We start from the raw sequence: 21,711 nt of genomic DNA on the forward strand, positions 1-21,711 counted from the left end.
GCAGGCTGCTTGAAGCGTGGGGCGTGAAGCAGGGGGTGGAAAGGTGATGCCGTAACAGGAATCCCTTTTTGCTTCCCTGCTTTGCGGTTCACGATCTTCAGGAGGGCTTGCCCCTTTGTATTTTCAGCCCGCTTCGTTTCACATTACATGTATCACCACTGACGGGTTCCAAATCATGCCCAAGCAAACAAAGAATTACTCGCGCGCCGATCGCCTGTCGCAGCAGTTGCAACGCGATACGGCCCAACTGATCCGCGCCGAGCTGGATCACCCCAAGGCGTCGCTGATTACCATTACCGATGTGGAAGTCACGCGCGATTACTCGCACGCCAAAATTTTCTACACCTTCCTGGGTACGCCGGAAGATGCCGCAGATGTCGCCGCCAAGCTGGAAGCGGCCAAGGGCTTTATCCGTAGCCAGTTGGCCAAGGGTTTGTCGCTCTTCAAGATGCCTGAACTGCATTTTGAATATGACCACTCGGTTGAGCGCGGCATGGCACTCGATAGCCTGATCCAGAAAGCGACCAGCCTTTCCAGCGCGCCGGATGACCAGCATGAAGATTGATTGTTTGCTGCTTGCTCCTGAGTGCGGCGATGGCCAGGCAAGACCAGGCACGGCGCACAAAGGCGGGCGCAGCATCGATGGGTCTATGCAAGGAGGCCTTTTTGGGTCGTAACGCAGTATTGCGCAGCCAGCGCGGTTTTCAGGAGTGAGCAGTGGCCAAACGAAAGATTGACGGTGTCTTGTTGCTGGATAAGCCGTTTGGCGTTTCCAGTAACAATGCCCTGCAAAAGGCCCGTTGGTTGCTGCAGGCAGAAAAAGCCGGTCATACCGGCGTGCTTGATCCGTTTGCGACCGGGTTGTTGCCGCTGTGTTTTGGCGAGGCGACCAAGTTTGCCCAGCGTATGCTGGATGCAGACAAGGGCTATCGCGCTACGTTGCAACTGGGCCAGGTGTCGACCACGCTGGACGGCGAGGGCGGTATTTCGCGTAGTGGCGAAGTGAGCTGTGATCGAGCGCAGATCGAAACCGTACTCAAGGCATTCACCGGCGATATCGAGCAGGTGCCGCCTATGCATTCCGCGCTCAAGTACCAGGGCAAGTCGCTGTACGAATACGCCCGCCAGGGTGTCGAGATTGAACGTGCCGCGCGCGCGGTAACGATTTATACGCTCGATATCGTCAGTTTTGAGGGTGACGTGCTGGTGCTGGATGTCTCTTGTTCCAAAGGGACCTATGTGCGCACGCTGGCCGATGATATTGGTCGGACCCTGGGTTGTGGTGCCTACCTTGCCGGTTTGCGCCGCACGCGCACGGCCGGTTTCTCGCTGGATGATGCAATCGGCCTGGACGAATTTGGCCAACTGGAGATGCCGCAGCGCGAAGCATTGCTGATGACGCCAGAAACACTGCTGACCGATTTGCCGCAGATTGAACTGGATATGGCGGACACTGATCGTATCCTGCATGGCATGAGTGTGAGCCGCCGGGCGGGCTGGCCCGACGGAGCGGGGCTCTTTCAGCTTTACGGCACCCCGCAAAACGGGCATAATCGCGCGTTCCTTGGTTTGGGCGAAGTGGCATCCGATGATGTGCTGCGGCCCAAACGTCTGCTAAGCACTGTGTAAGCAGTGTCTTGGTTAATGGAGCAAACCCGGGTTAGTCGCTCGGCTTTGCTTGTCTGATCTGAAAACCTGCCGTTGTGGTGGTTTGAGATCATTTATCGGAGTAACAACATGACTGTTTCTGTGAGCCAGAAGGCTGAAATCGTAGGTCAATTCCAACGCGCCGCTGGTGATACCGGTAGCCCGGAAGTGCAAATTGCACTGCTGACCGCACGCATCAACGATCTGACCCCCCACTTCAAGGCCAATGCCAAGGATCACCACTCCCGTCGTGGTCTGTTGAAGATGGTGTCCCGTCGTCGTCGCCTGCTGGACTACCTCAAGCGCACCGATGCTGATACCTATCGCAACGTGATCTCGAAGCTGGGTCTGCGCAAGTAATGGTCCGCGAAAAAGTCGCAGTGAAAACTGCGACTTTTTTGTTTGGGGCACCCCGCCTGACCGACACGGTTGGGCGGTCAGAGGGCACTTGTCCATTCATTCTGGTGATCTGTAGTTCAGAATGAATCGACAGGTGCCTTTTTGTTTTCCGGTTTGCCGGAAATAAAAAGGTTTCCTGGTTGTCCCGCGTGTTTGTCAAATCGCAGTTCCGGCGGCAAACAAACGGGTGATGGACTGTGCTGGAACTGGCGGTCACGGACAAGGTCTTGTGAATGCGAAGCGGCCCGCCGGCTGTGCATCATTGGCACAGCGGTCAAAGCCTTGATGCTTCGCTCTTTTGTCCCGGATGGTACTGGCTTGCGCCGAACACAACGCGACCTTTATCGTCTCCCGGCCTGACCGCAGCGGCAATCGCACGCGCTTGTGGCCGAAAAGCGCATCACTGAAAAGGATAGCAATCCGTGTTCAATAAAATTTCGAAGTCTTTCCAATACGGCAAACACACCGTGACTCTGGAAACGGGCGAAATCGCTCGCCAGGCCTCCGGTGCGGTTCTGGTTTCCATGGATGATACCGTGGTGCTGGTCACTGTCGTGGCAGCTCGCGGTGTCAAACCCGGTCAGGATTTCTTCCCGCTGACCGTTGATTATCAAGAACGTACCTACGCTGCGGGTAAAATCCCCGGCGGTTTCTTCAAACGTGAAGGTCGTCCTTCCGAGAAAGAAATTCTGACCAGCCGCCTGATCGATCGTCCGATCCGTCCGCTGTTCCCGGAAGGTTTCTTCAATGAAATCCAGATCATCGCCACCGTGGTGTCGCTTGATCCGCAGATCGACTCTGATATTCCGGCCATGATCGGTGCCTCCGCTGCGCTGGCTATTTCCGGTGTACCGTTCCAGGGCCCGATTGGTGCCGCGCGCGTGGGTTATGCCAATGGCCAGTACCTGCTGAACCCGACCAAGGAAGAATTGGCGACTAGCCAGTTGGACCTCGTGGTGGCCGGTACCGAGAAAGCCGTGCTGATGGTGGAATCGGAAGCGCAAGAACTGTCCGAAGAAGTCATGCTGGGTGCCGTTGTGTTTGGTCACGACGAAATGCAAAAGGCGATCAACGCCATCAACGCATTGGCCGATGAAGTCAATCCGGAACTGCTGGAGTGGGATGAGCCCACCGCTGACAGCGCGCTGGAAGCACAGATTGGCGAGATCGCCGGTGCCGATATCGGTGCTGCGTTCCGTATCGCCCAAAAGCAGGCGCGTACCGCCAAGCTGAGCGAAGCCTGGGACAAGGTGAAGGCTGCACTGATCACCGAAGACACCGATACCCTGCAAGCGAACAAGATCCGCGGCATTTTCCACAATATGGAAGCCAAGATCGTTCGTAACCAGATTCTGGACGGTTTCCCGCGTATCGACGGCCGCGACACCCGCACCGTACGTCCGATCACCGTGCGTACCGGCGTGCTGCCGCGTACCCATGGTTCCGCTCTGTTTACCCGTGGCGAAACGCAAGGTCTGGTTGTCGCCACGCTGGGTACCAAGCTGGACGAGCAGAAGATTGATGCGCTGGCTGGTGAGTATTCCGACCGCTTTATGCTGCATTACAACTTCCCGCCGTACTCCACCGGTGAAACCGGCCGTGTTGGCACACCGAAGCGCCGCGAAATCGGCCACGGTCGTCTGGCCAAGCGCGCGCTGATCGCCGTGCTGCCGAGCGCAGAAGAGTTTGGTTACTCCATGCGCGTGGTGTCGGAAATCACCGAATCCAACGGTTCGTCCTCGATGGCCTCCGTGTGCGGCGGCTGCCTGGCGCTGATGGATGCTGGCGTACCGCTGAAGAACCACGTGGCGGGTATTGCCATGGGTCTGATCAAGGAAGGTAACCGTTTTGCCGTGCTGACCGACATCCTGGGTGATGAAGATCACCTGGGTGATATGGACTTCAAGGTAGCCGGTACCGATGCTGGTGTGACCGCGCTGCAGATGGACATCAAGATCGACGGCATCACCAAGGAAATCATGAAGGTGGCACTGGACCAGGCCAAGTCTGGTCGTCTGCACATCCTGGGCATCATGAAGTCTGAAGTGGCCGGCGCCAACGCTGAGGTGTCGCAACACGCACCGCGTCTGTACACCATGAAGATCAACCCGGAAAAGATCCGTGACGTGATCGGTAAGGGCGGTTCCGTGATCCGCGCACTGACCGAAGAAACCGGCACGCAGATCGACATCCAGGAAGACGGTACCATCACGATTGCCTCCATCAGCGCCGAAGGTGCCGATGAAGCCAAGCGCCGCATCAGCGAAATTACCGCTGAAGTGGAAATCGGCAAGATCTACGAAGGCCCGGTTGTCAAGATTCTGGACAACAACGTCGGTGCTATCGTCTCGATCATGCCGGGTCGTGATGGCCTGGTGCATATCAGCCAGATCGCCAACGAGCGCATCAAGAACGTGTCTGACTACCTCAAGGAAGGTCAGGTTGTTCGCGTGAAGGCGCTGGAACAAGACGAGAAAGGCCGTGTGCGTCTGTCGATCAAGGCTGTACTGAACGACGAAGCCGGCACTGCGCCGGTGACGCCGGAAGCGTAATTGATCCGGTGCGGGCGGCCCGGCTGCCCGCATGCAGCTTCACAAAAACCACGGCTTGCCGTGGTTTTTTTATGACCGTCAGACCAGGCGCCCCGCCTGAGGGCTCAAGAACTTTCGGGCATTGATGTCATCCCATAGGCTGGTGCTCAGCATCAACACATATACCCCTTCTGGAGAATCACCATGCGCGCAGTGTTGCAAACCGCTCCGGGCGGTCCCGAGACTCTTTACGTGGGAGAAGTCGATCAGCCACGCCCAGGCCCCGGCCAGTTGCTGGTCAAGGTGCATGCCGCTGGCGTAAACCGGGCGGATCTGATGCAGCGCGAAGGGCACTATCCGCCTCCGGCAGGAGATTCCACCATTCTGGGGCTGGAGGTGGCCGGGGAGGTTGCTGGACTGGGTGAGGGTGTCGCTGGTTTCGTGCTGGGTGATCGGGTGGCTGGCCTGGTCGGTGGTGGTGGCTATGCCCGTTATTGTGTGCTGGATGCCGCAATGGCACTGCATATTCCGGCAGAGCTGGACGATGTTGCCGCGGCCAGTCTGCCTGAGGCCTGGATGACGGTCTGGTTCAATCTGATTGAACTGGGTAACTTGCGGGAAGGTATGCGGGTGCTGGTGCATGCCGGTGCATCTGGCGTGGGCAGCGCCGCCATCCAGCTTTGCAAAGCCTATGGGGCCTGGGTGGCCGTTACCGCTGGCGGGGTCGAGAAGGGGGATTACTGCAAAAGCCTGGGCGCCGATATGGTGATTGATTACAAAACCCAGGATTTTGCATCGGAGGTAAAACGCGCAGGCGGAGTTGATCTGATCCTGGATGGGGTAGGTGGTGATTATCTGTCACCTAACCAGGCGTGCTTGAATCCGGATGGACAGATCATTGTGATTGGCATGCTGCGCGGCCCGCAGACCGGGATCAACATGGGGCTATTGCTGGTCAAGCGGCAAACCGTACGCGGCTCCACTTTGCGGCCGCAGGCTTTGCCGGTGAAGCGCCGGCTGGCGCAAGGCGTATGTGATTACGTGTTACCCAGGCTGATCAGCGGCCCACTGCGCATCACCGTCGATAAAGTATTTGACTGGCAAGCGGTCGGAGATGCGCATCGCTACGTGGCAGAAGGCAAGAACCTGGGGAAGGTGATCTTGCGGGTGAATGACCCGGATTAGGGTCGTTTTTGATGAGGATCAAGCGCTTGCAAAGTTCCCGGTTCTGCCTGACAAAATCGTAATATATATTTGTTGATAACAATTCTCATTTAGATTAGAGTGCATTCCATAGCTTCACCGGTGCAGGGTGTACCGGTGACTGACCACCAGCCAGATGGCGATGGAGTGCTTCATGAACGCATTTATTGTTGGCGCAGATACCCTTGGCAATATCCCGGATGTACTGAATCAGTACGGGATTGCCATTCACAAACATGTATCTGGCCGCAACGCCGCTCACCAGCGCAAGCCAGCGACACTTAAAGGCGTGGATCTGATTATCCTGTTTACGGATTTCCTGGGACACAACGTGATGCGCCACTACCGTGAAATGGCGCATGAGGAAAACATCCGCTTTGTCGCTTGCCGGCGTTCGGTGTGTGCGCTGTCGCAAAGCCTGGACAAAGTATGTTCGCCCCGGCAATGCGACGACTGTCCGGCGCATAAAAAACACTAAGTCCGGTTAGCTGCCGGCTTTGCTGGCCTCTGGTGGGCCGGCGAAGCGATAACCGTTTTTGGTGCTTTGTTTGATCTCATACATGGCCGCGTCCGCAACACTGAGTAGCGCCTCAGCGTTGACAGGCTCGCCGGGCAAATGCAGTGCAATGCCGATGCTGGTGGAGAGCGTGATCTGATGCTCACCCAGGTCAAACGGTTGTTGCATGGCCTGCACAATCTTCTGGGCGACCCGGGTGGCGTCCGTTTTGGGGTTTTGCAGGTCTTCCAGCAAGATGGTGAATTCATCCCCGGCCAGCCGTGCGACTGAATCGGTTTTGCGCACACAAGTCTGTAATCGCCGGCCGAAGGTGGTGAGCACCTCATCACCCGCATCATGACCAAACTGGTCATTCACCGCCTTGAAACCATCCAGATCAAGGAAGAACACCGCTAGCGGCTGCGGGTGGCGCTCCTGGCGTTCGCACGCGCGCTGGATTAATTGCAGAATCGCGCGCCGGTTGGGCAAACCGGTCAGCGGGTCCTCCATGGCCTCGCGGCGGAGGGTTTCTTCCAGCCGTTTACGGTCACTCAGATCAACGCCCAACGTAAAACAACCGCGCACGTGACCATCTGCGGCCAGGTCGGGAATCATGCTCAGCCGCACGTCGCGGGGATGATTACCCGTGTCCAGATGAATGTCTGCCGCACTTTTGTTGCCAGAGAGGGCATTGCGTACCAATCCCTCAATCAATGCCCATTCTTCAGGGCTGGCGACATCCGGAATCGGTTGATCGATCAGCAACTGCGGGTCGCGACCAAACCACTCCTCATAGGTCGCGTTCATATAACGGCAGCGCAGGTTGGCCTCAACATAGCCAATCAGCACCGGCACATTGTCCATGATGGTTTGTAGTTGTTCCTGGTTTTCACGCAGTTCGGCCTGGGCATGTTTGCGCGCCGAAATATCGTGCAGAAAAATATTGAACAGATAGCGCCCGTTGTCCCAGATCGGCGAGACCGTCTTTTCGACCTCGATCGGGTGGCCATCCTTATGGCGCGCATGCATTTCGCCGCGTTCAAACAGTTGCGGCAGATCGGCAAATTCCACATAGGCCCGCACCGCCGCCCGCACGGCATCGCGATGCTCGGGCATGATGATCAGATCGGCAAAGTTATTGCCCATCGCCTCGTCCCGCGTCCAGCCAAATGTTTCGGTAGCTTGCTGGTTCCACTCTACGATGGTGCCTTCCTGCGTGGCGCCGACAAACGCCTCCAGCGCGGTGTCCAGCGTGTCGCTCAGCCGCCGTTTCTTGATCAGGGTCTGATCCTGGATAACCCGCAATTCGCCCAGGGCCCGCGCCAGTTGCACATTGGCTGAAGTCAATTGCTGGGTACGGGCCGCGATCTCTGCCTGCAGGCTGGCTTGCAGTGCTTGCAGTTCGGCCTCTGCGGCCTTGCGTGCCGAGATATCCTGGGCAATCAGCACCAAAAACCAGGGTTGCCCGGTTTCACCCCGGAACAGTGAGTAGGTGAGTTCCAGCCAGACTTTGTGGCCCTCGCGATGCTGTACTTGCTCTTCGGTACGTTCGCACTCGCCGCCGTTGATCAGGCGTTCCCGCCGGGCAATCATATGGGCTGCGGATTCTGGCTCCAGCAACTCATTCAGCGGCACAGCCATCAGCGAGGCCACGCTGTGCCCCAGCAGATTGGCAAACCGCGCGTTCACCCGTAGCCAGTCGCCGTCCAGGCTGAGGTGGGCGACGCCGACCGCGGCTTGTTCAAACGTGCTGAGGAACAAACCTTCCTGGTGAATGATTTCTTCGCTGGCACGCGCCTGTGATAAAGAGGCCCGCAAGGCAAATTCACGGGCGTGCAGTTCTTTTTGTACCAGCATGGCCACGTCGATCAACTGGTCGATTCCGGCCTGATCCAGTTTGCGCGGTTGCGAATCAAACACGCAGAGCGAGCCAATGCGATAGCCACTGAGTGTTTTGAGTGCCTTGCCTGCGTAAAAGCGGATGTGGGGTGGTCCGATGACGGATGGATTGTCGTGAAAGCGGGGGTCTTCGCGCGCGTCTTCCAGGACAAGCAGATCATCGACAATGATGGTGTGGCCGCAGAAAGAGACGTCGCGCGCGGTGCGTTTGCCGGTGAAGCCGTAACAGGATTTGAAAAACTGGAAATCCGCCGCCACCAGCGAGATCAGCGCGTTTTCCACGCCAAACACCCGGGCTGCCAGCCGGGTTAACCGGTCCAGCGCAGGATCCGGGTCGCTATTGAGTAAGTTAAGCTGGTTAAGCGCTTGCAAACGCGCTTCTTCATCAGGCGGGATCGGCGGTGTGATCATATTGCGCCTGAGTCAAAGACAGCCTGCCAGAGCGTGATACGAGAGCGGATATGCATCAAAGGGCCTGTTCTCCGTGTTTTGTCTGAACACCGGGAGGCGGTATGTTCTTCCTGGATCATAGGCGGTTTTACGCGGGAATTCGCTATCGCATTGCCCGTGTCCAAAGGCATTACTGAACGGAACTGCGCCGATACAATATGGTCATCCGCCAAAGTGCGCCAACATGAAGTTGATGAATTCGCTTAACTTGGGTGTGGGCTGTCGGTCAGCCTGATAAATCAGGTGCATAGGGCGGGCCGGCGGCGTGAAGTCAGGCAGCAATTGCACCAGTCGCCCACAGGCAAGATCATCCGCAAGCACCGCTTCTGACTGCATGACAATGCCAAACCCGGCCAGTGCCGCGTTGCGCAGTGCCTGGCCATTGTTGATGGTCAGGCGCGCCGGCACCTGGACCTGGATTTCGCCGGATTCACCAAACATCCGCCAGGTGTGCTCGGTTTCCCACCGCAGAAAATCCATGCATTCATGGTGGGGCAGGTCGGTGGGTAACTGCGGCGTACCGCGCCGAGCCAGATAAGCTGGACTGGCGCACAACAGCATGCGATAGGGGCGCAGAGGCCGGGCGATCAAGCCAGAGTCATTGAGTTTGCCGATGCGAATCACCGCGTCATAGCCATCCTCCACCAGATCCACGACCCGATCGTTCAGATGCAGAGCCACATTGATTTCCGGAAATGTCTGCAAGAAGCCGGTGAGTGCAGGGGAGAGCTGATTGGCACCAAATGAAACCGGTGCGCTGATGCGTAACTCACCCCGCGGAGCATTGCGCAAAATGTCCACGCTGGCGTCAGCGGCCTCTACCTCGGCCAGGGCCTGACGGCAGCGCTGATAGTACATACGGCCCGCTTCGGTGAGACCTTGCCGGCGCGTGGTGCGATTCAACAAGCGCACGCCCAGGCGTTGTTCCAGCGCCTGCACATGTTTGCCTACCATGGTTGCCGAGATATCAAACTCTTTAGCGGCAGCGGTAAATCCGCCCAGATCGACCACCCGCACAAAAATCTCCATGCTTTGCAAACGATCCATCGCGCGCCATTTATAACTTGTGGTTGAAGGTGTTTCAAAAAATAGCACATTTATCATCTGGAGATTGGCAATGATAATGGGTTCGTGCCTTGCAAAACGATGACCGTTTTGCCACATACCAGGGAGAACGCACCATGTACATACTAACCGCCAGCTATTCTCAAAGCCCCGCTGCTGTGGAACCGCATATTGCGTCTCATGGTGCATGGGTGAAACGCTATCTGGAGGCTGGGGTGTTTCTGGCTGCCGGCCCCAAGCGCAGTGGTCTTGGCGGGGTGATTTTGGCGCAAGTGCCATCCCGCGAGGCTTTGCGACAAATTCTGGCTGAAGATAGTTATGTCACGGCCGATGTGGTGAACTACACCATCGATGAAGTTGACTTCAAAGTCACCCTGCCGGAGCTGGATACGCTCAAGGGCCGTTAAACCAGGATGGGGCAGCGTAGCTGTGCATGAAAAAAGCCGACCAGCAGGTCGGCTTTTTGTTGGTCTTGCACAGGCTCAGAAGCGTTCCGGCATGCGTTGCAGCAGAATGATGCGTTTGTTTTCCAGACGCACATAACCGCCGAAGACCAGTTCCTTGAGAATCCGGGCAATCATTTCCCGCGAAGACCCCACACGGTCGGCAATAGCTTGTTGGGTGAGGGGCTCGTTAATGATCATGGTGCCGTCTGCCTGTTCATGCACCATCCCCTCGAACAGGGCGCGTACACGGCCATAAACATCCAGCAGTGCCAGGTTTTTCATGGTGGCGGAGAGGCGGCGCACCATGCGGGCCAGCGACAGGATGAGCTTGTCTTTGATTTGCGGATAGGCATCCAGCGCCGTGCGGAAATCCTGCTTGGTAAACATGAGGAAGGTGGAGTCTTCCTCGCACTGGGTGGACCAGCTGCGCGGTTCGTCGTCGATCATGGAGGTCTCGCCAAACACGTCACCGGCTTCCCCGATCAGGAACACGAATTCCTTGCCTTGATTGTCGCTGGTGAACGAACGGGTGCGCCCCTCAACGAGAAGGTACATGGCTTCACCCGGGTCGCCTTCGCGAAACAGGAAGGTGCCTTTGGGTAGATGGCGGCGTACTGCGGCTTGCAGTACCACTTCCAGGTCTTCGTCTGAAAATCCTTCAAACGCAGGGATCTGGCTGAGAAAGTTTTTCAAGGTAGTATCCATCTATGAAACATCTCCTGTGCTCACTCGCCGTCCTTGGCCGGCGCAGAGGCTGCTGATGTGTTGTGTTGGTCAGGCGCTGCCTTTTTCTTTTCTTCAGGATCAGGGCCGCAGTCTTCAGAACTGCTTGGCACCACGTCCATTTTTCTGGCCAGCATATATTCGTTCATTTCTTTCCAGCCGGCAAAGATATCCGATTTGGCGATTTTCGGATTCCGGCTGAAACAATCTTCCAGCGCTCTACCGCTATGGCGGCAGGCCGCTCCAATCGCTTTGCCGTTGGCTTGCTGTTTGTTCAGCAATGTATTGACCTGATCACAGCCGCTGAGTGCCGTAACGACAAAAAAAAGTCCTGCGAGAGGGCGAAGTCTGGACATGAGGTTTGCAACCCGTAGTTGATCGGTTAACGGCTATATCGGGCTAAACCATACTTTACTTTAGTTGCTGTAAAGCAATTTGCCCGCTCGCAGACAATTTGCAAGGGCCTGGCTACAAAATGGGGAATATCTGAACGTCAGAATGGCGTGCTGCCGCGCTAAAGACGCTGATGGCCCGCAAAGATCATTTGCGGGCCATCAGGCGGATGAAACGGGGAGCAAGTAGCGGATGACCAGGCTTAACGAGGCTGCTCAATGCCCGCCAGCAACCAGCGGGTAGACGGGGCTTTTTGCTTGGTGAAATGCCAGATTTCTTCAAATGGCTGGACTGGCGCGTTCACATATTCGCTGACCTGGCCTTTAAAGCGCACGCTGGCCAGCACGCGGCCAGGCTCATCCGAAATATCCAGCAGATCAATATTAAGCGACGGGAAATCTGCAATCTCCCGGTTGGTGGCAATTTCTGCCTGCAACTCGGTAAAGAGTTCCGGGGTCAGGTATTTGCGCAATTCATCCAGTTGCTCTGGCGAATTCATTGCCTGCAGATGCTGAAAACTGGCTTTGGCATGCCGCAAAAATGCTTGTGTATCCGTGCCATCTGGCAGACTGGCGGGCGCGCCCTGGCCGTTTTGCATCAAACCTTCGCCAATCCGGTAAATTTTTTGATTGTTTTGGGTATTCAGGCGTGAGTCATTCCAGCCTGGCACCGGCCGGGTTTCCGGGTAGGGGTCGACCACCGGGCGCTCGCGCCGACGCAAAAACATGAAGCCAGCCAGCGTGAGCCCACCCAGCAAAATCAGCCAACCCCAAGGCAAGCTGCTGCCGCCCTGATCGGCACTGGCGGCAGAGGCGTGCTCGCCATTTTTCGCGAGCGCATAGCCGGCTGCAGCGCCCACGGCTGCGCCGGCCAGCGCCGGGACCAGCACAGAGCGCTGTGGCTGTGGTTGGGGTTGCTGCTGTGGCTGTGCCGGAGTCTGTGGCGCGGGTGCGCTGCGCGTAATCTGGCTGCGTTGCAGACCGGCGGAACGGCCACCGCCCAGACGCGCGGCTTCGGCCGGCCCGGTGATTGCAATTGCAAGAGCCAGAAATACAATAAAGAAACGTGATCCGGGAATACGACTACGCATTAACGACAGTCCCTGGTCAATCGATTGTCAGGTTGTGCATTGGTGAACCATGAATCGTACATTAGTAAGGGCTTAAACTGCTAATTTCAAGTGCCACTAAATGACGATTTTTGTGTATACGATACAGGCCGTCTACGCACCTCATAGCGGTATGGGCGGTATTTTTGAGCTAACAGGCTGTAAGTACGGCAACTTTCCGCCGGGCCAATGACGGCTGGCCGACAAGGGCTGTTACCGATCCGTGCAAAGCGAAATTGCGCGCCGGCAAGAATAGCTTTCCAGTCCGGAATCTATTTTCTTACGACTTGCGATGTGTTGCGAGACGGCAGCGACCTGACTCATGTATCAAGAGTCTGGCATCTGCCTGCGGGTCGCAAGTACAAAAAGCTGAAAGGCGCCGGAAGAAAGATCAGCTGCGCTGGCCGCGCTCGATGGTGACGCCAACGCGCCCCACCTCATGCAAAATGCCCAGCTTGGTGACGGACACGCGGGTCCAGGGAGCGGAGAAATCCTGCATAATCAAATGGGCAATATGCTCGGCCAGTGCTTCGAGCAGCAAAAAGTGCTGTTCGGCCATGGCGGCGCGCAGATGCTGCACCACTTTGTCGTAATCAATGGTGTCGGTCAGGTTATCGGACACACAAGCGCGTGTTGATGGCAGGCCGATTTCAAGATCAAGTTCGACTACCTGGGGGGCAACACGCTCCCAGTCATACCAGCCGATCAGGGTTTTGGCGCGCACGCCGTGCAAAAAAATGATGTCCATACCACTCCTGGCGCGGGTTCAGTTTGACGTTCCCGGCTGCGGATCGCTTACAATCGAAAACTCGTTATTGTAGTGGATTTCCAAATGCAGTCGTTAATCGTCGTGCTGGCCGCTTATCTGATCGGTTCTCTCTCGTTTGCGGTGATCGTATCCCGCGCAATGGGCATGGCCGATCCACGTACGTATGGCTCGGGTAACCCGGGAGCGACCAATGTACTGCGCTCCGGCAACAAAAAAGCCGCGTTGCTGACGCTGCTGGGCGATGCAGCCAAGGGGCTGATCGCTGTCCTGTTTGCCAGTTTGCTGGTTGGTTTGTGGCAAATCCCCCAACCGCACGCGGTGATTGCTGCGGCCTCGCTCGCGGTTGCCGTGGGACATATGTGGCCGGTCTTCTTCCGCTTCAAGGGCGGCAAGGGTGTGGCGACAGCAGGGGGGATTTTGCTGGCACTCGATTGGCGCTGCGGCCTGATTACCCTGGGGGTATGGTTGATTCTGGCCAAGGGTTTCAAGATTTCTTCCGTCGCAGCGCTCGTTGCCGCCGTAATCGCACCTATCCTGACGTGGTATTTCATCCCGCAGCGTGAGTACCTCTATGCCGTGCTGGTGATCTCGGTGCTGCTGATTGCGCGGCATCATGAAAATATCCGCAAGCTGTTGCAGGGCAGCGAAAGCCGCATCAGCGGGCGGGACGAAAGTCGCTCCTGATTGCGGCGTGTGGTTGTGGACGTCTGCGCAATCCAGCAAAAAGCCCGGCATGGACCGGGCTTTTTGCTGGGGTGTTTCTTGCTGGCCAATCAGACCTGCTTGGTGTGCTGCCGTACGATGCGGGCTTTTTCGCGCACCCACTCCCGTTCTTTCTGCGTCTCGCGCTTGTCGTGCTGCTTCTTGCCTTTCGCCAGACCGATATCCAGCTTGATATAGCCATTCTTGAGATGCATGTTCAGCGCGGCCACGGTATAACCGGAACGCTCGACCTTTTCGGCCCACTTGAGAATCTCGTGGCGTTTGAGCAGCAACTTGCGTAGCCGTACCGGATCTGCATACACGTGTGTCGAGGCAGAAACGAGCGGCGTAATATGCGACCCCATCAGCCAGAAGTCGCCTTTGGAAAAGATCACGTAGGATTCTTTCAGCGCAACCCGACCGGCGCGAATGGATTTGACTTCCCAGCCTTCCAGTTGCAGTCCGGCTTCAAGCCGGTCTTCGATAAAATAGTCGTGAAACGCTTTACGGTTATCAACAATCGTCATTTCTTTTGCCATTCGGGCTCATCGTCTGAATAAAGATTGTACCGGGTGGCGCGATTTCGAGGTATCACTGTGCAAATTTGTATTCTTTATACCGGCGGCACCCTCGGCATGCGACCGGGGCCGGATGGTCTGGCGCCAGTGCCGGGCTTTCTGACACAGACCCTGCAAGCCCGGTATCCGATGGTGCAAGTGCTTGAATATGCGCCATTACTCGACTCCAGTGATATGACGCCGGCGGACTGGAATCGCATCGCCACCGACATTGCCCAACGGGCAGAGCAATACGATGGATTTGTGGTGCTGCATGGCACGGACACCCTGGCCTGGACCGCCGCTGCACTCTCGTTTGTGCTGGCCGGCCTTGGCAAGCCGGTGGTGGTGACCGGTGCCCAGCACCCATGGGAGGCCGCGAAGAGCGACGCACCAGGCAATGTGGCGGATGCCATTGGTCTGGCTGCCAGCGGGGCGTTGGCCGAGGTGGCTGTGGTTTTTGCCGGCGTGGCATATCGCGGCAACCGGGTACGCAAAATGGATTGCGAGCGGGATGCTGCATTTGATAGCCCCAATTGCCCGCCGCTGGGTCAGCGTTTTGGCAATGGTTGGGCATTGAACAGTTTGCCTTTGCCACAGCCCGCCCATCAGGGTCTGCTGCCCGTCAAGCCGGGTGCGCGGGTAGTGCGCTTGACGCTGGCGCCTGGCTTTAGCGCAAGTTGGTTGGCGCAGTCATTGCTGGTTGCACCGCTGGATGGCGTGGTGCTGGAAACCTACGGCAGTGGCAATGTGCCCGCAGATGCCGAACTCAAAGCCGCAATCGAACAACTGGCCAGGCAGGCGTTGGTGGTCAATTGCACGCAATGCGCGGCAGGGGCCGTACAAATGGGCTTGTATGCTTCCAGCAAAAGTTTGCTGGAGGCCGGCGTGCTCAATGCACATGACATGACTCCTGAGGCTGCCATCGCCAAGTTGTATTGGGTGTGTGGTCAGACAGAAGATCTGGCGGAACGGCGCCAGTTGTTTGGGCAGAACCGGGCAGGGGAGTTTGACCCGGGGGATTGATTTGCAGATTGGGTAGCGGCAGACAGACGGTCCATGGTATAGTTGCCCTCTGTTCTCGATGGCGGGTCTCCCCGCATGGCTAGAAGGTGAACTTGGTCAGGTCCGGAAGGAAGCAGCCACAGCTTTTGATGCCAGTGCCGGGGGTCGGGCTCGCCACCCCTCCCTTTTAGTTTTCCCTGTTATTCTCCCGAATCTCTTTCAAGACCGATCTGTTTGCGGCCGGTACTTCGTATTTTGGCTTCGCGCGCGTTTTGCAAACCTTCCCAGGCTTTCCCGCTTTCTTCGATGTTTTCCCGCCTGATGTGATTTGTACCTGGAATAGCTTGACCCGCATCAACACGTCATACCCCGTGTGAGCGCAATATCCACTTCGCAAGCTGATGCTTCGTGTATCTCCAGTGGAATTTCCGCCGCGCTAGTCGCGGCGTTTTTTTTGCCTGTGACCCAGCGCCTTGTCAGTGCCGGGAGCCAAATGCATAATGCGCCATCCAGTATCTGGTTCTGTCTCAATGAAGGCTTTTTTCGACCTCTTCCCGGTCATCTTCTTTTTCCTGGCGTTTTTCTTCAGCTCGCACGATCCTGCACATGCCGCGTCTCTGGCCAGCCACGTGCCCGTCCTGTCGCAAGTGATTCTTGCCGCCCAGAATTCCACACCACCCAAAACCCCTGATCAGATTGCCATGTTGATCGCCACTGCGGTCACCATGGTCGCCAGTGTCGTGCAGCTGGTGTTTGCATGGATCAAATGGCGCAAGATCGACAAGATGCTGATCGTCAGCTTTGTCCTGATCATGGCCATGGGTGGTGCCACACTCTATTTTGATAACCCGGACATCATCAAATACAAGCCAACCGGCCTGTACTGGATCTTTGCCGCCGTCTTGCTGTTTTCGCAGTGGGTGCGTGGGCAGAACTTGATGAAGGTGATGATGGGCAAGCAGATGTCGCTGCCCGAACCAGTCTGGAATGGCGTCAATTACGCCTGGGTGCTGTTTTTTGCAGTGATGGGTCTGTTGAATATCTGTATTGCCCAACTGTTCAGCTATAGCACCTGGGTCAACTTCAAGCTGTTCGGAACGTTAGGTTTGACGGTGGTTTTTGTCGTGGCACAAGGCGTACTGCTGAGCAAACACATGACCGACGAGCCCGTCCAGCGCGGCAATCCGTCGGACAAGGACTGAAAAACATGCCTCTTTACGCAATTATCGGTACACACTTGCCCGATACACTGGAAAAGCGCAATGCCGTGCGCCCGGGCCATCTGGCACGGCTGGGAGAACTCAAGGCGCAAGGCCGGCTGGTGCTGGCCGGGCCATTTCCGGCCATTGATGCGCCCGATCCTGGCCCGGCGGGCTTTACCGGTAGCCTGATTGTGGCCGAGTTTGAATCGCTGGCCGCAGCGCAAAAATGGGATAGCGAGGACCCGTATCACCAGGGCGTCTACGGTCAAACCAGCGTGAAACCCTTCAAGCAGGTACTTCCCTGAACTCTGGTATGATGAATTCGCTACAAGTTGAGCTGCAGCAAAGACTGGCGGCTCTTGAACCTGAAACCCTGATCGTGCACGATGACAGCGCCGCGCATGCCGGACATGCTGGCAGTGGTGGTGGCGGTCACTTCGAAGTCACGATTGTGGCGCAGGCCTTTGCTGGTCTGGGCAAGGTGGCCCGACACCGCAAAGTGTATGCACTGGTGGCAGATTTGATGCCTGCGCGCGTGCATGCGCTCAGCATCAAGGCGCTGACGCCTGATGAGCTCTGAGAACGCCGTCGGTGTTCCCGGACATATAACTTGATATGTATGCAGCATTGAACCGACAACATTCAAAGGAATCGTAATGCGTTCTACCAAGCTTCTTGTTGGCGCCCTGGTTGGTGCCCTGATTTCCACCTCGGCCATGGCCGATGGCAGCGTTGCGACCGTGAACGGCGTGGCCATTCCGCAAAGCAAGATGGACATGATCGTCAAGCAACTGGCTGAACGCGGCCAGAAAGATTCGCCGGAACTGCGCGACCGTATCAAGCAACAGCTGGTGACGAACGAAGTGCTGTATCAAGACGCCGTGAAGAAGGGCGTGGACAAGTCGGCTGACGTGCAATCCCAACTGGACGCCGCCAAGCAACAGATCGTGGTCAGCACCTACGTGAACAACTTCGTCAAGGCCAACCCGGTTAGCGACGCTGATGTGCAGAAAGAATATGACCGCGTGATCAAGGCCAACTTTGCTGGCAAGGAATACCACGCTCGTCACATCCTGGTGAAGACTGAAGCTGAAGCCAACGACATCCTGGCCCAGCTGAAGAAGGGCAAGAAGTTTGATGATCTGGCCAAGGCCAAGTCCATCGACACCCAAAGCGGTGCTCAAGGTGGCGATCTGGGCTGGTCCAGCCCGACCAACTACGTGCCGGAATTCTCCGCTGCCATGACCAAGCTGACCAAGGGTCAGATCACCCAGACTCCGGTGAAGACCCAGTTTGGCTACCACATCATCAAGCTGGAAGATGTGCGTGATGCCAAGGCTCCGCCGCTGGATCAAGTGAAGGGTGAAATCTCTCAACAACTGGAACGTCAGAAGGTTGAGAAGATGGTGAGCGATCTGCGCGCCAAGGCTACTGTGCAGTAATTAGTAGTTCTGGTTTGGCCTGCTGGTTTCACTGGCTGGCCCCGCCAAAACAAAAACGCCATGCATTCGTGCATGGCGTTTTTGTTTTGTTCACCCGCAAATGCAGTCAAACGATTACAGCTTGCTGGTCAACTCCGGCAGCAGGGTAAAGAGATCACCCACCAGCCCGTAGTCGGCATACTGGAAAATGGGCGCATCCGGGTCCTGGTTGATGGCCACCACTGTCCCGCTATCTTTCATGCCGGCCAGATGTTGTACCGCACCAGAGATGCCAATGGCCAGATACAACTCCGGCGCGACCACCACCCCGGTCTGGCCCACTTGCCAGTCATTGGGCGCATAGCCTTCATCGACCGCTGCCCGTGATGCGCCAAGCGCTGCACCCAGCTTGCCCGCCAGTGGCACCAGTAATTCCTGGAATTGTGCCGCGCTACCCAGGGCGCGCCCACCAGACACCACTGTTTTGGCGGTGGCCAGTTCCGGGCCCTTACTGACCGTTTGCTCGGCACTGATCCATTGTGCCAGGCGCTTGTCCTCAGTGGCCACTTGCCACCCAAGCGGCTCGATCGGGGCGGCGGGCTGATTGCCGGCCGCCGCAAAGGCGGTCGGGCGGATGCTCAAGACGCGCACCGCATCGGCAGTTTGTACGGTGGCGTGGACGTTGCCGGCATAGATGCCACGTACAAAGGTGTCGGCGCTCACGATCTTCAGCACGTCTGAAACCATGTTGGCGTCCAGCAGCGCGGCCACGCGCGGCAACATGTTGCGGGCGTAAGTGCCCGACGCAGCGATCACATTCTGGTATTTGCCCGCGATGCTGGCGACCAGCGGCGCGATACGCTCCGCTTCCTGGTGAGCAAGGTCTGTGCTTTCCACGACCAGAACGCGGCTGACGCCAGCCAGTTGTGCGGCTTGTTCCGCAATCCCGGCAAGCCCTTCGCCGGCAACCAGTACGTCGATTTCCCCGCCAAGTACAGTGGCTGCGGTGACGGCGTGGTGGGTGATAGCCCTCAATTGGCCATTTTGATGTTCTGCAAGCAGGAGGGTGCTCATGGCAGTACCTTTGCCTCGGACCGCAGGCGTTCAATCAATTCGTCAACACTGCCCACCTTGATGCCGGCTTTGCGGGCAGGGGGCTCGGCAACCTGGAGCAAGGTGGTGCGCGCCGTGGCAGCTACGCCCAAATCTTCGGGTGTCAGGGTTTCCACCGGTTTCTTGCGGGCTTGCATCAGATTGGGCAGCTTCACATAGCGCGGCTCGTTCAGGCGCAGGTCACTGGTCACCAGGGCGGGCAGGGGCAAGCGCAGGGTCTCCTGGCCGCCATCGACTTCACGAGTGACGGTGACAAAGCCGTTTTCCGGTTCAAGGCGGGAGGCCGCAATACCTTGGCCGATACCCAGAAGTGCTGCCAGCATGGGGCCGGCCTGGGCGGAATCGTCGTCAATGGCTTGTTTGCCCAGCAGTAGCAGGTCCGGGTTTTCCTTGCGGGCCACGGCTGCCAGCAGTTTGGCGACGGTGAGCGAGTCTGTTGCTGTGGCGTGTTCGACCAGAATGGCCCGATCTGCGCCCATGGCAAGGGCGTGGCGCAGGGTGTCCTGCACGCTCGCGGCGCCAATGGATACCGCGACGATTTCGGTGGCAATACCTTTTTCTTTCAGGCGTACGGCTTCTTCCACGGCAATTTCGTCAAACGGGTTCATGCTCATTTTGGCGGCGGCAATATCCACGTCGGATTGATCGGCCTTGATGCGTACCTTGATATTGGGATCAACGGTACGTTTAACGGCAACCAGAATTTTCATGTGTTCTCCTTTGTTCTTGCTTTGTGCGGCACCGGCTTACCAGAGTTGTTCCACCGCCAGATGGCCAGGCACACTGCGGCGGGCGAGCGTAAAGCCACGGTCGCCAAGTAATTTGCGGGTTTCATCGACCATATCCGGGTTGCCGCAAATCATGATGCGTGAGCGTTCGTGATCCAGCGCAATGCCGGTGTGCGCTTCCAGTCCGCCATTGGACAAAAGGGTGGTAATGCGCTCGCTCAGGGCACCGGGCATTTCTTCGCGGGTGACGATGGGCACGTAGTGCAGCTTGTGCGCAAACTCGCTGTAATACTCGTGACTGGCAAAACTGCGGATGGTGTCTTCATACGCCAGTTCGGCCTTTTCGCGCACGCTCTGTACCAGAATCAACCGGTCATATTCTTCCCAAGCAGAGAAGTCGTAGAGGATGGACAAGAACGGCGCCAGGCCGGTGCCGGTGGCCAGCATCCACAGATCCTTGCCTTGCTCGAACCGATCCCGCGTCAGAAAACCGTAGGCGGTTTTATCTACATATAAGGTGTCACCCACTTTCAGGCGTGACAACTCGCTGGTGAATTCGCCACCGGGTACGACAATAGAGAGGAACTCCAGGTGCTCGTCATAATCGGCGGACAGGATGGAGTACGCCCGCCAGACGATCTTGCCGTTCTTTTCCACACCCAGCCGGGCGAACTGGCCGGGTACAAACTTGAATGCATCGCTGCGCGTGGTGCGCAAAGTGAAAAGGCTGGGCGTCCACGTATGCAGATGCGTGATCGTCTCTGCCGTATATTTTTCGCTAGCCGTCATGGTTTTATATTCCTGCTGGTTATCTAGATTTGCATCTTAAACACAGGTACAATATCTGTAAATTTGAATTAATAAATAAAATATATCCAAGGTATAGATATGAGATACACGCTCAGGCAGATGGAAGTCTTTGTCGCGGTGGCACGCTCTGAAAGCGTCTCGCGGGCCGCAGAAGCATTGTCTTTGTCCCAATCAGCGACCAGTACGGCGCTGGCAGAACTGGAAAAACAATTCGACACCCGCCTGTTTGATCGCTACGGCAAACGGCTGCAACTCAATGAACTCAGCCGCCAACTGCTTCCCCGCGCCATTGAACTACTCGATCGGGCTAACGAGATTGAATCCACCCTCGCGGGCGAGTCCGGTATCGGCCCTTTGCGCATTGGTGCCACGCTGACCATCGGCAACTATCTGGCCACGCTGCTGGTGGGCGAGTTCATGCGGGTGCATCCGGGTAGCCGCGTCAATATCTCTGTTCACAACACGGCCACGGTTGTACGCGATGTCGCCCACTTTGAACTTGATCTGGGGTTGATTGAGGGAGAAATCCAGCACCCTGACCTGGATATGTTTCCGTGGGTGGCGGACGAAATGGTCATCTTTGCCGCGCCCGAACATCCGCTCGCCCGCCAAAGCACAGTCACACTGGAAGACGTGCTGGCCGTGCCCTGGATTATGCGAGAGCCCGGCTCCGGCACGCGGCAGACCTTTGAATATGCCATGCGACATGTACTGGCCCGGCTGGATGTCCGCCTGGAACTGGAACACACCGAGGCCATCAAGCGCGCGGTGGAATCGGGCCTTGGCATCGGCTGCATTTCACGGCTGACCCTCAAAGAGGCTTTCCGTCGCGGCAGTCTGGTGCCGCTGGAAGTGCCGGGTCTGGATTTTCGCCGCATGTTCCATTTTGTGCTGCACAAGCAAAAATTCCGTACTGCCGGGATTGAGGCTTTTATCGAACTGTGCCGGGATGCCGCGCGCGATGTGGAACGCAGTGATGAGATCGTCCTGCGCCGCCCCGACGGCCAACCGGTGGAATACCGCTAGCCGCCGTGATGGTCTTTT

24 protein-coding genes and 1 other RNA gene are annotated in these 21,711 nt (G+C 57.1%); 15 read left to right on the forward strand and 10 right to left on the reverse strand.

Annotation, left to right across the window (positions count from 1 at the left end):
* The first annotated feature begins 175 nt into the window (after positions 1-175).
* The 6 genes from rbfA to HNQ50_RS05095 all read left to right on the forward strand — a co-directional run bounded on the left by rbfA (position 176) and on the right by HNQ50_RS05095 (position 6,258).
* Positions 176-565, forward strand: a complete 390-nt coding sequence (gene rbfA / locus HNQ50_RS05070; RefSeq protein WP_184098270.1) for a 30S ribosome-binding factor RbfA — start codon at positions 176-178, stop codon at positions 563-565.
* Between the two features lie 152 nt (positions 566-717).
* Positions 718-1,629 carry a tRNA pseudouridine(55) synthase TruB gene (gene truB / locus HNQ50_RS05075; RefSeq protein WP_184098272.1) on the forward strand — a complete coding sequence of 304 codons (912 nt, stop codon included), beginning with the start codon at positions 718-720 and terminating at the stop codon, positions 1,627-1,629.
* A gap of 108 nt (positions 1,630-1,737) precedes the next feature.
* Positions 1,738-2,007 carry a 30S ribosomal protein S15 gene (gene rpsO, locus HNQ50_RS05080; RefSeq protein ID WP_184098274.1) on the forward strand — a complete coding sequence of 90 codons (270 nt, stop codon included), beginning with the start codon at positions 1,738-1,740 and terminating at the stop codon, positions 2,005-2,007.
* A gap of 461 nt (positions 2,008-2,468) precedes the next feature.
* Positions 2,469-4,598: a polyribonucleotide nucleotidyltransferase gene (pnp, locus tag HNQ50_RS05085; protein ID WP_184098276.1), complete on the forward strand. Its 2,130-nt coding sequence runs from the start codon at positions 2,469-2,471 to the stop codon at positions 4,596-4,598.
* A 183-nt stretch (positions 4,599-4,781) separates the two neighbouring features.
* Complete coding sequence (locus tag HNQ50_RS05090; RefSeq protein ID WP_184098278.1) at positions 4,782-5,762, forward strand: NAD(P)H-quinone oxidoreductase; 981 nt, start codon at positions 4,782-4,784, stop codon at positions 5,760-5,762.
* A 172-nt stretch (positions 5,763-5,934) separates the two neighbouring features.
* Positions 5,935-6,258 carry a DUF2325 domain-containing protein gene (locus HNQ50_RS05095; RefSeq protein ID WP_184098280.1) on the forward strand — a complete coding sequence of 108 codons (324 nt, stop codon included), beginning with the start codon at positions 5,935-5,937 and terminating at the stop codon, positions 6,256-6,258.
* A 6-nt stretch (positions 6,259-6,264) separates the two neighbouring features.
* Here HNQ50_RS05095 and HNQ50_RS05100 read toward each other — a convergent pair whose 3' ends face one another.
* Together HNQ50_RS05100 and HNQ50_RS05105 are read right to left on the reverse strand one after the other, a co-directional pair.
* Positions 6,265-8,586, reverse strand: coding sequence for a sensor domain-containing diguanylate cyclase (locus tag HNQ50_RS05100; protein WP_184098282.1), 2,322 nt, complete (start codon positions 8,584-8,586; stop codon positions 6,265-6,267).
* A gap of 201 nt (positions 8,587-8,787) precedes the next feature.
* The gene (locus tag HNQ50_RS05105; protein WP_184098285.1) at positions 8,788-9,672 is read right to left on the reverse strand and encodes a LysR family transcriptional regulator; all 885 of its coding nucleotides are present in this window, start codon (positions 9,670-9,672) and stop codon (positions 8,788-8,790) included.
* A 134-nt stretch (positions 9,673-9,806) separates the two neighbouring features.
* Here HNQ50_RS05105 and HNQ50_RS05110 point away from each other — a divergent pair, with 134 nt between their 5' ends.
* Positions 9,807-10,097, forward strand: coding sequence for a YciI family protein (locus HNQ50_RS05110; protein ID WP_184098287.1), 291 nt, complete (start codon positions 9,807-9,809; stop codon positions 10,095-10,097).
* Positions 10,098-10,172: 75 nt separating this feature from the next.
* Here HNQ50_RS05110 and HNQ50_RS05115 read toward each other — a convergent pair whose 3' ends face one another.
* The 4 genes from HNQ50_RS05115 to HNQ50_RS05130 all read right to left on the reverse strand — a co-directional run bounded on the left by HNQ50_RS05115 (position 10,173) and on the right by HNQ50_RS05130 (position 13,108).
* A complete protein-coding gene (locus HNQ50_RS05115; RefSeq protein ID WP_184098289.1) occupies positions 10,173-10,841 on the reverse strand; it encodes a Crp/Fnr family transcriptional regulator in 669 nt (222 codons plus the stop codon).
* Between the two features lie 20 nt (positions 10,842-10,861).
* Positions 10,862-11,215, reverse strand: coding sequence for a hypothetical protein (locus tag HNQ50_RS05120; protein WP_184098290.1), 354 nt, complete (start codon positions 11,213-11,215; stop codon positions 10,862-10,864).
* A 239-nt stretch (positions 11,216-11,454) separates the two neighbouring features.
* Positions 11,455-12,342 (reverse strand): Tim44 domain-containing protein, encoded by an 888-nt coding sequence (locus HNQ50_RS05125; RefSeq protein ID WP_184098292.1) that lies wholly within the window; start codon positions 12,340-12,342, stop codon positions 11,455-11,457.
* A 409-nt stretch (positions 12,343-12,751) separates the two neighbouring features.
* Positions 12,752-13,108, reverse strand: a complete 357-nt coding sequence (locus HNQ50_RS05130) for a dihydroneopterin aldolase (RefSeq protein WP_184098294.1) — start codon at positions 13,106-13,108, stop codon at positions 12,752-12,754.
* 84 nt (positions 13,109-13,192) lie between these two features.
* Between HNQ50_RS05130 and plsY the strand changes: the two genes are divergently transcribed.
* A complete protein-coding gene (gene plsY, locus HNQ50_RS05135) occupies positions 13,193-13,813 on the forward strand; it encodes a glycerol-3-phosphate 1-O-acyltransferase PlsY (protein ID WP_184098296.1) in 621 nt (206 codons plus the stop codon).
* Positions 13,814-13,902: 89 nt separating this feature from the next.
* Here plsY and smpB read toward each other — a convergent pair whose 3' ends face one another.
* A complete protein-coding gene (gene smpB / locus HNQ50_RS05140; RefSeq protein WP_184098298.1) occupies positions 13,903-14,358 on the reverse strand; it encodes an SsrA-binding protein SmpB in 456 nt (151 codons plus the stop codon).
* 69 nt (positions 14,359-14,427) lie between these two features.
* Here smpB and HNQ50_RS05145 point away from each other — a divergent pair, with 69 nt between their 5' ends.
* The 6 genes from HNQ50_RS05145 (at position 14,428) to HNQ50_RS05170 (ending at position 18,037) form a co-directional block, all read left to right on the forward strand.
* The gene (locus tag HNQ50_RS05145) at positions 14,428-15,414 is read left to right on the forward strand and encodes an asparaginase (RefSeq protein ID WP_308419135.1); all 987 of its coding nucleotides are present in this window, start codon (positions 14,428-14,430) and stop codon (positions 15,412-15,414) included.
* Between the two features lie 60 nt (positions 15,415-15,474).
* Positions 15,475-15,572, forward strand: an RNA gene (gene ffs / locus HNQ50_RS05150) — signal recognition particle sRNA small type.
* Between the two features lie 351 nt (positions 15,573-15,923).
* Positions 15,924-16,595 carry a septation protein A gene (locus tag HNQ50_RS05155; RefSeq protein WP_184098302.1) on the forward strand — a complete coding sequence of 224 codons (672 nt, stop codon included), beginning with the start codon at positions 15,924-15,926 and terminating at the stop codon, positions 16,593-16,595.
* Between the two features lie 5 nt (positions 16,596-16,600).
* Entirely contained in the window at positions 16,601-16,900 is a 300-nt protein-coding gene (locus HNQ50_RS05160) for a YciI family protein (protein WP_184098304.1), read from the forward strand.
* An 8-nt stretch (positions 16,901-16,908) separates the two neighbouring features.
* Positions 16,909-17,175, forward strand: coding sequence for a BolA family protein (locus tag HNQ50_RS05165; RefSeq protein ID WP_184098306.1), 267 nt, complete (start codon positions 16,909-16,911; stop codon positions 17,173-17,175).
* Positions 17,176-17,251: 76 nt separating this feature from the next.
* Positions 17,252-18,037, forward strand: coding sequence for a peptidylprolyl isomerase (locus HNQ50_RS05170; RefSeq protein WP_184098308.1), 786 nt, complete (start codon positions 17,252-17,254; stop codon positions 18,035-18,037).
* Between the two features lie 114 nt (positions 18,038-18,151).
* Here the strand turns inward: HNQ50_RS05170 and HNQ50_RS05175 are convergent, their stop codons facing one another.
* From HNQ50_RS05175 to HNQ50_RS05185, 3 genes are read right to left on the reverse strand one after another with little or no spacing between them, the layout of a single operon-like run.
* A complete protein-coding gene (locus HNQ50_RS05175; protein WP_184098310.1) occupies positions 18,152-19,090 on the reverse strand; it encodes an electron transfer flavoprotein subunit alpha/FixB family protein in 939 nt (312 codons plus the stop codon).
* Positions 19,087-19,839 (reverse strand): electron transfer flavoprotein subunit beta/FixA family protein, encoded by a 753-nt coding sequence (locus HNQ50_RS05180; RefSeq protein ID WP_184098312.1) that lies wholly within the window; start codon positions 19,837-19,839, stop codon positions 19,087-19,089. The genes HNQ50_RS05175 and HNQ50_RS05180 overlap by 4 nt, the downstream gene beginning before the upstream one ends.
* A gap of 36 nt (positions 19,840-19,875) precedes the next feature.
* Positions 19,876-20,646 (reverse strand): ferredoxin--NADP reductase, encoded by a 771-nt coding sequence (locus HNQ50_RS05185; RefSeq protein WP_184098314.1) that lies wholly within the window; start codon positions 20,644-20,646, stop codon positions 19,876-19,878.
* Between the two features lie 99 nt (positions 20,647-20,745).
* Between HNQ50_RS05185 and HNQ50_RS05190 the strand changes: the two genes are divergently transcribed.
* Complete coding sequence (locus tag HNQ50_RS05190) at positions 20,746-21,693, forward strand: LysR family transcriptional regulator (protein WP_184098316.1); 948 nt, start codon at positions 20,746-20,748, stop codon at positions 21,691-21,693.
* Positions 21,694-21,711 lie beyond the last annotated feature (18 nt).

The organism is Silvimonas terrae (assembly GCF_014202765.1).
Classification (GTDB): domain Bacteria; phylum Pseudomonadota; class Gammaproteobacteria; order Burkholderiales; family Chitinibacteraceae; genus Silvimonas; species Silvimonas terrae.